8 protein-coding genes are annotated in these 13,919 nt (G+C 70.7%); 3 read left to right on the forward strand and 5 right to left on the reverse strand.

What is annotated here, in order from left to right:
- Positions 1-49: 49 nt before the first annotated feature.
- From BUQ68_RS11075 to BUQ68_RS11090, 4 genes are read right to left on the reverse strand one after another with little or no spacing between them, the layout of a single operon-like run.
- On the reverse strand, positions 50-1,627 hold the full coding sequence (locus BUQ68_RS11075; protein WP_075216009.1) for a caspase family protein: 1,578 nt from the start codon (positions 1,625-1,627) through the stop codon (positions 50-52).
- Positions 1,617-2,882 carry an OmpA family protein gene (locus BUQ68_RS11080; RefSeq protein ID WP_075216010.1) on the reverse strand — a complete coding sequence of 422 codons (1,266 nt, stop codon included), beginning with the start codon at positions 2,880-2,882 and terminating at the stop codon, positions 1,617-1,619. Before BUQ68_RS11080 ends, BUQ68_RS11075 begins: the two co-directional genes overlap by 11 nt.
- Before the next feature lie 17 nt (positions 2,883-2,899).
- Positions 2,900-6,376, reverse strand: a complete 3,477-nt coding sequence (locus BUQ68_RS11085; protein ID WP_075216011.1) for a c-type cytochrome — start codon at positions 6,374-6,376, stop codon at positions 2,900-2,902.
- A gap of 25 nt (positions 6,377-6,401) precedes the next feature.
- On the reverse strand, positions 6,402-7,565 hold the full coding sequence (locus BUQ68_RS11090) for a ferredoxin reductase family protein (RefSeq protein WP_175577788.1): 1,164 nt from the start codon (positions 7,563-7,565) through the stop codon (positions 6,402-6,404).
- 493 nt (positions 7,566-8,058) lie between these two features.
- On the opposite strand from BUQ68_RS11090, the gene BUQ68_RS24230 reads away from it, so the two are divergent.
- From BUQ68_RS24230 to BUQ68_RS11110, 3 genes are all read left to right on the forward strand, one after another.
- Positions 8,059-9,849 carry an SUMF1/EgtB/PvdO family nonheme iron enzyme gene (locus BUQ68_RS24230; protein ID WP_083656489.1) on the forward strand — a complete coding sequence of 597 codons (1,791 nt, stop codon included), beginning with the start codon at positions 8,059-8,061 and terminating at the stop codon, positions 9,847-9,849.
- Between the two features lie 32 nt (positions 9,850-9,881).
- Positions 9,882-12,032, forward strand: coding sequence for a caspase family protein (locus tag BUQ68_RS11105; RefSeq protein ID WP_075216013.1), 2,151 nt, complete (start codon positions 9,882-9,884; stop codon positions 12,030-12,032).
- A 115-nt stretch (positions 12,033-12,147) separates the two neighbouring features.
- The gene (locus tag BUQ68_RS11110; protein ID WP_083656490.1) at positions 12,148-12,684 is read left to right on the forward strand and encodes a hypothetical protein; all 537 of its coding nucleotides are present in this window, start codon (positions 12,148-12,150) and stop codon (positions 12,682-12,684) included.
- 25 nt (positions 12,685-12,709) lie between these two features.
- On the opposite strand, the gene BUQ68_RS11115 is transcribed toward BUQ68_RS11110, so the two are convergent.
- Positions 12,710-13,843: an ABC transporter ATP-binding protein gene (locus BUQ68_RS11115; protein ID WP_075216014.1), complete on the reverse strand. Its 1,134-nt coding sequence runs from the start codon at positions 13,841-13,843 to the stop codon at positions 12,710-12,712.
- Positions 13,844-13,919: the final 76 nt, after the last annotated feature.

The raw sequence follows: 13,919 nt of genomic DNA on the forward strand, positions 1-13,919 counted from the left end.
CATGCCCTCCCATTCGCGTCCCGCTTCACGCCCCCGCGCCAGCGTTTCGTCAACCGCCCTCGGTGAAGAGGCCGATCCGGCCGAACTGGCAGGTCGTGTCCGACGCCGCCGCGGTGATCTCCTCCACCGGCGGCACCAGCCGCCCGTTCGCATCGTTGAGAAGCGCGTGCAGCGACAGCGGCGGCCGTTGGCACCAGACGACCACGAGCTGATCCTCGCCGGTCGGCGGCACCACGGTGAAACGCAGCGACAGCCCCTCCGGCGCGGCCGCATCCTCCCGGAATCCGGGCGGATAGAGACCATATTGCAGGGTGCCGTCGCTCGCCACGTTGAAGAGCGTGAGGAAGACGAGCGAGGGGTTCGGCGGGAAGAAGTCGAAGCCCACCTGGGCATCGATCGGCTGCCGGGCGGCCGACTGCTTCGACACGATCTCCACCGGCGGCAGGCTGCTGACCTTGGCGCCGTTGATGTCCAGGAGGAAGCGCGCCCGCGCGATGTGGGGGCCGACGTCGCCAAGGAAGGTCGTCACCTGGTCGCCGACGCCGTTGTAGACCACCCAGCCCTTGTTGGTCTCCTCGACCGTCATGGCCGCACCCGTGTCCACGAGGCGGCAGCGGCAGGTGGCGAGATCGAGACCGGGCGGCGGCTGGCCGATGACCTGAAGCGGCAGCGCCTTGGGGTCGACCACCACCGGCACCGGCGCGGGCGGCGCCCGGAAGGTGAGCATCACCGACGGGTCGCCGCGCGGCAGGAAGCGCGGCTGCTGGTTCTGCTCCATGTGGGTGAAGACGCGGTCGCCGATGAAGGACGCCAGCTCCTGGCGGGTCAGCGATCCGTCGCCGTTCTGGTCCGCCTCCCCCTTCACCGCCTGGGCGAAGAACCACGACAGGGCACCGTGCTGGCGGCCCTCGAACACGGTCTCCTGCACCAGCCGGTCCTCGGTGGCGGTGGCGAGGATCTGGGTAACGTTGGCGAGCGGCGGCAGACCTGTGTCGCCGGCACCGCTCGCCGGCTCGGTCGGGATCGGATCGAGCGGGATGTCCCACACGCCGCCGGTGCGCATCAGCCCCTGGCGGCGGGCGATCTTCCGCTCCAGGCCGGCGGAGTGGCAGCTGTCCATCACCCACAGCACCTGGAAGGGCGCGGTGGTCTCCAGAAGCGTGCGGAGCTGGTCGTCGTTGAGCCGCCCCTCGCGCGGGTTCTGCGGGTTGAACTCGTGGAACATGATGGTCTCGTCGAGACCATCCGCCTCGTCGAGCGGCGCCGACACCTCCCGCTCCTGGCCGCCGTGGCCGGCGAAGCTGACGATGATGGTGTCGCCCGGCGCCGCCTGGGCTGTCACACGCTCGAACGCCTCCAGGAAAGCCGCGAGCGTGGCCCGGCCGTCGAGCAGCACCCGGTCGTCCGGCAGGTCCACCCGCGCCTCGCGGAGCGCCGCCGCGATCACGGTGGCATCGTTGACGGCGCCCTGCAGGTCAGTCAGCTCGCCCGGCCGGCTCTGGTCGGCCGGCAGCAGGTGGGCGTAATCGTTGATGCCGACAACGACGCCCCAATCCTTTGCGGCGACGGGCCCCGTCAGCAGGAGCATGACGACCGCCGCAAGGGCGATCAGCCGGTCACGACCCAAAGGCCACCTCCACCCGGCGGGCGATGGTGCGCAACTCGTCCTGGGAGTAGACGCCGCTGTCGACGATCACCGGCGGTTCCGCCTCGCCCTTGCCGACGATCTCGATGCGCGACGTCACGCCGTCCTTGATGAGGAATTCGGCCAGCGTCCGCGCCCGGCGGAGCGACAGATCGAGGTTGTAGGTCGGATCGCCCACGTCGTCGGTGTGCCCGGCGATGAGGACGCCCGGGACCGCGTTGGCCTTCATGAAGGCCGCAAGCCGCGCCGCCTCACGGGCGCCGCCCTCGTCCAGCTGGTCGCTGTCGAAGCCGAAGCGGATGGGCACGAACACGCGCTGGACCTGGAGGGCGGCGGCCGAGATCACGTTGAACGTGTCGCCGCTCTGGATCTGCACGGACTGGAGCTGGACGCCTGCCGCCGCCGGAGCGGGCGCGGCCGGTGCCGGCGTCACGGCGGGGAGCTGCACCACCTGCGGCTGGACGGCGGCCGGCGCCTGGACCACCTGCGGCTGGACCGTCTGGGTCTGCAGCACCTGCGGCTGCGGCGCGGCGGGCGCGGCCACGGCCACCTGCTGCGGCTGGACGAGAACGGGCTGCGCCACCTGCGGCGCCGGCGCGGTCGCGGCCGGTGCCGCTGCTGGAGCCGCGGCGGCGGGCGCGCCAGCGGCGGCCCGTTCCACGGCGAGGCCGCGCGCGATGACGGCCATCACGCCAGACGCCTCACCGCCGCGCGTGACGGTCGCCTCCATGCTGCCGGCGAGCATCATGTTCTCCTGCGCCAGCATGGCGAGGCGGCTTGCCACCGGGACGAGGCCTTCGGACTGGGCCGTGAGCGCCGGGTCGCCGATGCTGTCGAGGGCGGCGTTGTAGAGCTTGGACGCCTCGTCGCGCTCGCCGCGCTTGGCGGCGATGTCGCCCCGGACGGCCTGGACCGCCCAGTGCACGCCGGGCGCCTGCCGCACCGTCTCCTCCGCGCCGTCCACGTCGCCGGACGCCAGGCGGTCCTGGGCGAGGCGGGCGATCACCGCCGACACCTGGGAGCGGGCGCCGCTGACCTGGGCGGGCGCGCAGGTGGCGTCCGCCTCCACGGATTTCCATCCCGCCAGGACGGCGGCGAGGTCGGCCTTGCCGTAGGTCGCCTGCAAGGCGGCGAGCGTTCCGGCGCAGCCGGTCTGCGCGGTCGCCGGGGCGGGCAGGCCCGCTAGGCCGATCCCGAGGCCCAGCAGGCCGAGACGTACAGTCCAGATGCGGAACATCCTAGCCCCTCCCCCACTCACGGCGACACGTCGAAGGTGATGACATTGGTCGCGCTCAGCCCGTTGTCGGCGGCGACCTGTTCGGTTCGCTCGATTACGATTCCGCGCGACAGCGGCTGGAACCTGGCCCGGGCGTGGGCCATGGCGGCCTCGCCGGTGATGCGCTTGTCGCCAAGCCCGCCTTCGCGGCAGAAGGCCACCATGGTCTCGCCCTGGCCCGGCGTGTCGAAGCGGAGCTGGAAGCCGGAACCAGGGAAGGGAATGCGCCGGGTCTCGCCCGCCTCCAGGAAGGCGGGCCCGATCACCTCGGGGGGCAACTCCTCAACGGTCCGGCTTTCCTCCACATAGAGCACCTGGAGTTCGCACCGCCGGTTGGCCGTCACGTCGAACTGCAGGAGATCGTTGACCTTCACGGCGACGCGCGGCACCGAGAGCTGCAGCTCAAGGCCGTTCACCGGCCGCGCCTGCGGCACGAAGGGCTGGAGGCTCGCCGGGTTCGGCGGCACGAAGGCGACCTGCTTGGCCTGCAGTTCCTGGGCGAGCGCGACAGCGGCCGCCTGGTCGAACCCGCCGCCGATCGCCTGCGGGGCGAACGCCACATGGCCGGCGCCGAACGGCCGGAAGTCGGTGAGGCGGGCGAGCAGCGCCGGCCAGACCTCCTCGATCTCGGACCGGGTGACGAACAGGCCGTCGTCGATGCGGCGGATCCAGTTGTCGACCGTCTGCATCAGGGCCGGGTCGCCCATGGTGCGGACGCGCTCGCGGAACTCCCCCTCGGTGAGGAAGAAGGCGCGGGCGACGTCCTCCAGGTCGAGGCTTTCGAACTGCAGGTCGGCCAGGAAGGTGACGATCTCCTTGCCGCCGGCGGGCGACGGCGCCTGCAGGCTGACCGGCACGCCGGCCGCCGACTTCTGCACCGCGCCGAGCTGCTCAAGCGAGCGCACGAAGGCGGTGATGTCGCGGGTGTAGTGCTCGTCGAGCTCGTCCGGGGCGACATACATCTCCATCAGCCGGTCGCGCTGTTCGCGGGTGTAGCTGTTGGCGCTCTCGATGAAGCTGCGGATCTCGTCGGACTTCCGGATGATGCCGTTCTCGTGGCAATCGAAGCAGGACCGCGCGTTGACGATCTCCACGCCCTTGCCCACCGGCTTGTTGCGGAAGGACACGATGGAGGCCGGGCCGACCAGCAGACGCTCGCCGGCGGCGGTGGAGAGATAATAGCCCTGCATGCCGTTCGGCAGGCTGAAGATCATCTCGCCGCCGTCGTGCTCGAACGGCTCGGTGCCGGAGAAGAGCGGCATCGCTTCCACCGGCCCGTCCGGATGCTGCAGCAGGGACTGGCGGTTGTCGCTGCCGGCGAAGTCATAGGACTTCCAGTAGTAGCCGCCACGCGGCAGGTCGAACCGCTCCAGCATGCGGTTGTGGTCCGACACGCCGGAGCTGCCCTCCACGAAGCCGGCCCGCACCACCTCGCCGACGCGGATCATGCCGTTGACGTCGAGGCCCATGCGGCCTTCCAGCTCCGCGATGTGCGGCGGCAGGCGCAGCAGCATGTCGTAATAGGGCGACTGCGACGCGAAGTGGACGAACCAGCTGGCGTTCAGGACCGGAACGGCCGCGCCGGTGCCGTTGGCGAGAACGGCGAACAGGTTGTCCGACGCCGGGTCCACCGCGTAGGGGTAGACGGTGGCGAGATCCGCCCAGCTCTCCGGCGAGAAGCCCGCCTCGGTGGCGCCGTGGGTGTAGACGCCCGTGGTCAGGGCGTTCCAGTCGTCCTGCGTCCAGCCGAAGTCGCGGGTGTCGATGCGCACGAGGGCGCCATCGGTGCCGGCCACCGGCTTGACGGCCACCACGCGGGTGCCGCGGCTGACCGAGTTGATGAACTTGTTGAGGCCGGCGTGCAGGTAGTGGACAGGGTTGCGCATCATCCCCTCCGCCGCGCAGTCGATCGGCGGCAGGGGCGTATTGGCGAAGCTGAAGTAGCGGACGAACGGCCGGTCCTTCTCCTCCAGCGCCTGCAGGTCGGCGACCGCCGACAGGGTGAGCGCGGTGAGGTCGCCGCCGATGTAGCGGGGCAGCTTGGTGGTGCCCGCCGACGCGGCCTCGGCGGATGCGGCCGGGGCGGCGGCGATCGCCGGCTGGGCGCCGAGTGCGGTGATCCACGCCTTGATGGCGTCGAGCTCCTCCGGCTTCAGCTTGGTGCCGAGCGGCATGCGGTTGCTGGCGATCGACTGGTAGACCGCCGACTTCTCCGGATTGCCGGGGGTGACGGCCGCCGGGTCCGCCGCGAGGTCGGTGATGTCGTGCATCGGGAAGGTGCGGTCGTTGCGCTGGCCGGGTCCGTGGCAGGTACGGCAGTGCTGATCCATCACCCGGTCGGCGGCCCGCTCCAGGGCCTCCGGCACGCCGGCCGGCGCGGTGGCGGCCACCGGCACGAGGCTGGCGGCGGGCTTGGCCGCCGGTTCCTCGCACATGGCGGCGACGATCTGCATCAGGCCTTCCGACCCGGTCGGCTTCCCGGCTTCGATCGGGTCGAAGACGACGGGCGTCGCCTTGACCACCGGCGTGGCGCTGCCGCCGAGGTCCGCCACCACCTTGGTCTCCGTCGACAGCGCCGAGGCGTCCACCGGCGCGTTCGTCAGGTAGGCGTACATGGCCGCGCGGTCTTCCACCGACAGCTTGGCGGTCGCGTGGGTGACGCGGAGCATGGACGGCATGGCGATGGCCTTGCCGTTGAGCTTCAGGCCTTTGCCCATGGTGCCGACGGCGAACGCCTCCGGCCCGAATTTCTCCAGCCGCGCCTTTGAAATGTCGGGCGCGTAGTCGCCGAAGTAGCCCATGAAGCCGGTGAAGGGTTCCCCGGCGTCGAAGCCGAGCGTGCTCTTCGGCGTGTGGCACTCGCCGCAATGGCCGAGCGCCTCCACCAGATACTGGCCGCGGGCGATCTGCGGGTCGGCGGGCGGGTCGAGCGGCGGGCGCTCGCTGTCCATGAGGAGAAGCGCGTTGCGGCCGAAGAAGTTGACCTCGTGCTCCTTGGAGGGCGCGTCGCTGGTCGGCAGCGTCTTCAGATAGGCGCGGAGGTCCAGCGCGTCCTCCGGCTTCATGCGGGCGTAGGAGAGATAGGGGAAGAAGGCGCCGTAGTAGCTCGACCCGTCCGGCGCGATGCCGCGCATGACGGCGTTCAGGAACTCGGTGTCGGTCCAGCCGCCGATGCCCGCTTGCGCATCGTTGGTGATGTTGGGCGCATAGACCTTGCCGAGCCGGTTCTCGAACGCCCGGCCTCCGGCCAGAAGGTCCATGTCGCCCTCCACCGAATGGCAGGTGGCGCAGCCGGCGGCGTTGTAGACGACCGCGCCGCGCGCCGCATCGGCCTGATACTCCGCGTAGGCGCCATCGGCGAACGGCTCCGCCGCCTCCGCCGAAGGGCCCGCGACGGCGAAGGCAAGCATGCCCGCGCCGACGGCCAAATGCCGAAAGGACCTCTTGTCGCCCATGGTGGTCTCCCCCCGGTTCTGGCGATCACCTGAATTCGAATCGCTCGAAATGCATGGAGCGCGGGCTCTTGCCGAGGCCCTTCAGGCCTTTGGCGAGCGCCACGCGCAGCGGAGCGGGCCCACAGAACCAGAGGGCCGCGCCGGTTATGTCGAAGGGCACCAGCGCCACCAGCCGGGCCGCGTCGAACCGCCCGTCGGCTTCGCTGACGTGCAGCTTGAAGGTGAAGCTCGAGGTCCGCTCGGCGGCGCGCCGCAGACGATCGAGGCCGACGCCCTCGGCTTCCGTGCGCACGCAATAGACGAGGCAGATCTCCGGCGCGCCGGTCGCCGGCAGGCTGTCGGCGAACGACAGGAAGGGCGTGATGCCGATGCCGGCCGCGACCCACACTTGCCGCGGCCCGCCGGCGCGGTAGTCGAACCGGCCGTAACCGCCCTCCACCCGCGCCACATCGCCCGGCAGGAGGCCGTCGCGCACGCGCTTGGTGAAGTCGCCGAGGCCGCGGATGGAGAACTGGATGCCGCCGTTCGGCCGCACCTCCGAGACAGTGAAGGGATGCGGCTCGCCGAGCCCCTTGGCGCCGAACGACACGAAGGCGAAGCCGCCGGGACGCACGTCGATACCCTTGCCCACCGGCTCCAGGTCCACGATCGTCGCCGCCGCGTGCTTGGTGACGGCGGTCACCGTGTACTTGCGGCGGCGCAGAAGGGGGCCGCCGATGGTCCAGCCGTAGCTCGCCAGCCCGATCACCGCCATGACGTTGAGATGGGTGGCAAGGAGCGCGTTGTTGTCGAACGGCGCCTTGACGAAGAACTGGTGGAAGGCGAGCGCCGCGAACACCACCCCGAGCAGCCGGTGCGACCAGCGCCAGATCTGATAGGGGATCTCGAACGGCACCTTCGGCAGCCGCTTGAAGAAGCTGATCAGCACCAGGACGAGCAGGACCGGGAAGGCGATCTCCGCCACCTCGACGGCCGCAGCGCTGAGCGCCTGCTGGACCTCCTTCCCGTCCGTGCTGATCTTGATCTGCTGGTGCAGGAAAGCGCAGGCAAGGGCGAGAATTCCGAACCACTTGTGCGCGAAATACACCTGGTCGAGGCCGCCGAACATGCGGTCGACCCCCGGCGCGCGCGTGGCGACCAGCAGATTGAGAGCCATCAGGCTGAACGCCGTCGCACCGAGCGCGATCACCGGGAAGGTCGTCCCCGGAAGATGACCAGCCGCCGAGTAGGCCAGCAAAACTGGCAAGACTATTCCCACAATGGCCAAGGCTGCCTTGCCCATACTTAAACTATCCTGACAACGAATATGTCCACGAAATCATCGACTGCAAACCTAGCCCGATCGGCGTATCGCTCACAAGTGTTTGCCCTATCTTCTTCACCGTATTTTCTACGGCAGGAAGGCGAATAACTCCTTGTCTAAGTTAACGTCATCGATTTGAATGATGTGGCAGACGTCGCGAATTCTTTAGCTAGGCGATTGCGTAGGATGATGGGCATGTCGATTCGTTGACGCCGGCAACGGCTGTCTTTGCCCTGCTTGGCAAAACGGACGGGAACCGAGCATCCGGGTAGAAGAACGACGATCCGAAACGCGGGCAAGTCCATGCGCGCGAGCCTTTATCGGACGAAGCCGGCGGCCTGTCGAACGGCTTGAGGATCGCGTCGAGGAGATCGGGACGGTGGGTGAGATCGCGTGGCGTTCGGATCGGTTCGCGGGGCTCCGCCGCCTCGCCGGCGGGCTCGCCGCACTGGCCCTCGCCGTCCTCTGGCCCGTTTTCGCGGCGGACGCGGCCGAACGCCGCGCCGCCCTCGTGATCGGCATCGGCGCCTACGAGACCGTGGCGCCGCTGATCAACCCGCCGAACGATGCGCGCGCCATGGCGGGTGCCCTCCGCGATCTCGGCTTCGAGGTGGTCGACGGGATCGACCTCGACCGCGAGGGCCTGACCCGCAGCCTGCGCAACTTCGCCCGTCTGGCGGACGGGGCGGACTTGGCGCTCGTCTTCTACGCCGGCCACGGCGTGCAGGTGGACAACGAGAACTGGCTGCTGCCGACCGACGCGCAGCTACAGAACCGCATGGACCTGGAGTTCGAGGCGATCGGCGCGGAGACGCTGCTCCGGGCCATGAGCGGCGCGCGCGGCCGGATCCTGCTGCTCGACGCCTGCCGCGACAACCCGTTCCGCGAGGGTTTCCTGGCGGCGAGCGCCGGCCGCTCGGTCTCGCGCGGGCTTGCGCGCCTCAACGTGCAGGACACCGGCACCCTGATCGCCTTCGCCACCAGCCCGGAGGCAGTGGCGGCGGACGGGGGCGGGGGCGGCGCGAACAGCCCCTTCACCACCGCCCTCCTCGCCAACATCCGCGAACCGGGCCTGGAAATCCGCCAGATGCTGACGCGCACCCGGCAGGCGGTGATCGCCGCCACGGACGGCCGGCAGACCCCGTGGGAGAATTCCTCGCTGGTGAGCGACGTCTATCTGGCCGGCCGGCCCGACCAAGTGGCCGCGCGGTCGGCCGAGGACGTGCTCTGGGAGACGGTGCGCGAGAGCCGCGACCCGGCGGCCTTCGACCTCTTTCTCACGCGCTTTCCGGAGAGCCGGCACGCGGCCGAGGCTGCCGCGGCCCGCCGCCTGATCGTCGCCGCCCTGCCCCCGCCGTCGGCCGCGCTCCCCGTAGCAGAGGCGCCCGCGCGCGACTGCGCCGGCTGTCCGGAGTATGTGCGCCTGCCGGCCGGCGCCTTCATCATGGGCGCACCGGACACCGACAGGGACGCCCGCGACGCGGAGCGGCCGGCGCACCGGGCGGTGGTCGGCGCGCTCGCCATGACGCGGTTTCCGATCACCTTCGCCGAATGGGACTCCTGCGTGGCCGACGGCGGCTGCCCGCCGATCGCGGACGACGGCGGCTGGGGGCGGGGCCAGCGGCCGGTCATCAACGTGAGCTGGGCCGACGCGAGCGCCTACGCGGTCTGGCTCTCCGCCAGGTCCAGCGCCCGCTGGCGGCTGCCATCGGAGACCGAGTGGGAGTATGCGGCGCGCGCCGGGACGGCCACCACCCGCTTCTGGGGCGACGATCCGGCCGGCGCCTGCGCCCACGCCAACGTCTATGACGCGGTCGCCCACCAGCCGCTGGCGGCGGCGGGCGGGGCCGTATCGGTCGGCACGCCCCATCCCTGCTCGGACGGCTACGGCGGCACCGCCCCGGTGGGCAGCTTCAAGCCGAACGGCTTCGGCCTCTCCGACATGATCGGCAACGTCTGGCAGTGGGTCGCCGACTGCTGGCAGGACGACTACGCGGGCGCGTCCGGCGGCGCCGAGCCGGTCGCAGATCCGGCCTGCCAGGAACGGGTGCTGCGCGGCGGGTCGTGGCTGAGCCAGCCGGAAACCGCCCGCTCCACCGCGCGGATGCGGAGCGCACCCGACGAGCGCGACACCAATTTCGGCTTCCGCCTCGTCCGCGAGCTGCCCTGATGTCCGCACCCTCCCCTCGACGGAGACAGCCGATGACCACCCCTCCGGCGCCGCGCCGCCCCCGCCCCACCACCCGCGCGGCCGCCTTGCTGCTGGCCGGTGTCGCGGCCCTGCTGCCGCCTGCGCTCGCCAATGCCGCCGAGCGGCGGACGGCGGTGGTGATCGCCAACGAGACCTTCGCGGACACGCGGCTCTCCACCGCCCGGGCGGACGGCGCCCTGATCGCCACCACCTTGCGCGAGGCGGCCTTCGACGTGCTCCTCGTGGACAATCTCGCCGGCGCCGACATGGCCGGCATGCCCGACGCGGTGGCGCGCCACGTGGCCGGCAGCGATCTGGCGCTCTTCTACTTCACCGGCGTCGGCATGCCGGCCGAGGGCGACGTGCTCCTGGCGCCGGCGGACGCGATGTCCGGCGGGAAGACCGCCAAGGGGCTTTCGCTGAAGAGCGTGGTCGACGCGCTCGACGCCGGGTCCGACGCGGCCGTGGTGGTGCTCGACGGCATCCCGGCGCCCGCGCTGGCGCCGCCCGGCGAGAGCCGGTCCGTGCGGCCGATCGCCCGGCAGACCTCCGTCGTCGCCGGCCGGGAGCGGCTGATCATCTCCTACTCGGGCGCCACCGGTCTTCCCGACGCGGAGGGCAGTCCGGGCGGCAACAGCATCTTCGCCACGGTCCTCGCCAACGCCCTCGGCGAACCCGGCAAGGGCCTGCAGGCCACTTTGCGCGAGGTGCGCCGGACCGTGCGCGAAGCGTCCCGCGGCGCGCAGGTTCCCTCCGCTGAGGGAGACACCGGTTTCGACGTGGTGATCCGCCCGGTGTCGGAGGCAACGCCCGCCCCCAAGGAGCGGCCGGGGCTCGACGTGGTGTTCTGGGCCGCCATCAAGGACAGCGCCGAACCCGCTGATTTCGGGCTCTTTCAGCAGACATTTCCCAATAGCGACCTGAAGGAGCGGGCGGCCGTCCGCTCGATCTCCTTGACGCGCGGCGACGCGGCCGGCGTCGGCCGGCTGGTCCGCCCGGCGAGCGCGACGACGGCGGCAGCGGAGCCCGCGTCGGCCGAGCGCCTCAGCCTCGCCTTCGGCATCGCGGGCGACCGGGCGCCACCGGTGCAGGTGCGGTCCTGGCCGTCGGTGCTGCCGGCGACGCCCGGCGGGCTTGCCACGCTCGCCACCGCCTGCGACCTGGTGGCGGGCGATCCGGACGATCCGCAGCGGCTGTCGCCCGGCGTTCGCTGGGGCCTCGTCAATCTCCGCGTCGCGACGCGCGTCTGCCTCGCCGATCTCGCCAAGGCGCCGGACAACCCGCGCCTTCTCTTCCAGGTCGGCCGCATCCTCGACATGGGGCGGCGGTTCGCCTGGGCGGAGAGCTACTACCGGGAGGCGGCGGCCCTCGGCTATACGGCCGCCTACGCCAACCTCGCCTACATGTGGATGACCGGCCGCGGCCGTCCGGCCGACATGGCCGCCGCCGTGCCCTTCCTGCGCCAGGGCGCCAACCTCGGCAATCCGCGTTGCCGCACCGACCTCGGCTTCGCCTTCCTGCAGGGTCTCGGGGTGGAGAAATCGACCGAGGAGGCCCTTCTCTGGCTGCGGCTGGCGAGCGCCGGCGGCTGGCCGAACTCCATGGACATCCTCGCCACCATGTATCTCTCCGGCTGGGGCGTGGAAAAGGACGAGGCCGCCGCCATCGACCTCTTCCAGGCGGCCGCCTTCGTCGGCAACACCAACGCCATGTCGAGCCTCGGCAACCGGCATCTGGACGGCCGGGGCGTGGCGAAGGACCCGGCGCGGGCGCGCTTCTGGTTCGAGAAGGCCATCGCCGCCGGCAACGCCTTCGCGCCCTACTTCCTCGGCCGGATGGTCCGGGACGGCGTCGGCGTGAAGAAGGATCCGGCGAAGGCCTTCGCGCTCTTCACCCTGTCAGCGGAGCGCGGCTTCGGGGAGGCCCGCCTGCGGCTCGGCGACCTCCACGCGGAGGGTCTCGGCACCAAGCGGAACCGGGTGGAGGCGGCGTTCAACTACGCGCTCACCGACCGGCAATCGTTCGAGCACCCGGTGAAGCAGGCCTTCGTGGACGAGGCCAAGGAGAAGTTCGCCAAGATCTCGGCCAAGCTCTCCGACGCCGAGAAGGCCGAGGTGGCCCGGCGTGTGGAGGAACACGCCAAGCTGAACGGCACGGGCTGACTTGCCGCAGACGGCACGAGCCGGCGAGAACCATTTGCCGTCTTTCGTCGTACTTTCCTCAGCGCGCCCGAGAAGACCCCGCGGACGGCGGGACAAATGCGCCAGGAGACGACCCATGATGCGTATCGCCGCCCCCGGCGCCGCCGTTCTGGCGCTCATCGGATTGGCCGGACTGTCCCCGCCGGCGTTGGCCGCCGGCCCCGGATGCTTCGCCAGTTGCATGGCCGAGCGCCCGCCGAAGACCGACGACTACTATGCCTTCGCCGACACGGTGAAGCTCTGCCGCGACCGCTGCGACGCCTTGGCCCTGGAAGGCCTGAAGACGACGGGGCTCTACGAGGCCTACGCGGCCTGCACCCCGGCGCCGCTCTCCAAGGAGGATTTCCGCGACCTCCGCGCCAAAAACCCCTCCTGGCAGAGCCAGTTCAACACCTTCACCTGGGACATCACCAACCCGTTCAAGGACAAGATCCTGGTCGAGATCGAGGTGCAGACCCAGGACATGAATCTCTCCACCGTCTCGCTGACCTCCGCCGGGGTGATCGCGCCGGGCCAGTCCGGCACCTTCGTGGTGCCGGATTTCTTCGACGGCTATCCGGCCGTGCGCTACGCCACCAAGGTGCGCGGCGCCAAGGCCTGCACCCTGCCCTGAGGCCCTCGCAGCGGCGGGCGGCGGCTCAGGCCGCCGGCCGCTCCCGGCGCGCCCGGGCGATCTCCGGCACCTTGAGACGGACGGCGGCGACACCGTCGGCGTCGAACAGGTGCACGTCGTCCCCCGAGAAGGTGAGCGGCAGCGTCGAGCCGACCGCCGTCATCCGGGTGCCGTCGATCAGGGCGGTGACGCCGGCGCCCTCCCCGGCCGCCACCTCCACGATGGTCTGATGGCCGAGCCGTTCCACCAGCGTGACCTGCCCGGTGATCAGACCCGTCTCGCTGCCCGCGGCCATGTGCTCCGGGCGGATCCCGAGCGTCGCCGCCGACCCGGGTGCGAGTCGTCCCGGCTCGACCGGCACGGTCAGATGGGCCGTCATCCACGGCGCCGCGACGGTGACGCTGTCCGCCGTCGCGGCGACCACCGTCACCGGCAGGAGGTTCATCTTCGGCGAGCCGATGAAGCCGGCCACGAAGGTATTGCGCGGCTGGTGGTAGAGCTCCAGCGGCGAGCCCGCCTGCCGGATGACGCCGCCTTCGAACACCACGATGGTGTCGGCGAGCGTCATCGCCTCCACCTGATCGTGCGTCACATAGATCATGGTGGCGCCGAGGTCGCGGTGCAGCTTGGCGAGTTCCGCCCGCATGGTGACGCGGAGCGCCGCATCGAGGTTGGAGAGCGGCTCGTCGAACAGGAAGACCTGCGGGTTGCGGACGATCGCCCGGCCGATGGCGACGCGCTGGCGCTGGCCGCCGGAGAGCTGGTTCGGCCGCCGATCCAGGAGGTGCTCCATCTTCAGGATGCGGGCGGCGTCGCGCACCTTGGCGTCGATCTCCGCCTTGTCCACCTTGGCGATCTGCAGGCCGAAGGCCATGTTGTCGTAGACGGTCTTGTGCGGGTAGAGCGCATAGGACTGGAACACCATGGCGATGCCGCGCTCCTTCGGGGCGAGGTCGTTGACCACCGTGCCGCCGATCTTCAGCTCGCCGCTGGTGATCTCCTCCAGGCCGGCGATCATCCGCAGCAGCGTGGACTTGCCGCAGCCGGACGGGCCGACGAAGACGACGAATTCGCCGTCGGTGATCGTCAGATCCACACCCTTGATGATTTCCACCGAGCCGTAGCTCTTGCGCAGGCTTTCGATCGACAGGCTTGCCATCAGGTCCTCCCTTCGTCGGACCGGCGGCGCATGCCATGCGCCCCTGTCCGCTCACGTTTCTTTCCAGTGTTGAGTG

It is taken from the genome of Mongoliimonas terrestris (assembly GCF_001927285.1).
Taxonomy (GTDB): Bacteria; Pseudomonadota; Alphaproteobacteria; order Rhizobiales; family Pleomorphomonadaceae; genus Chthonobacter; species Chthonobacter terrestris.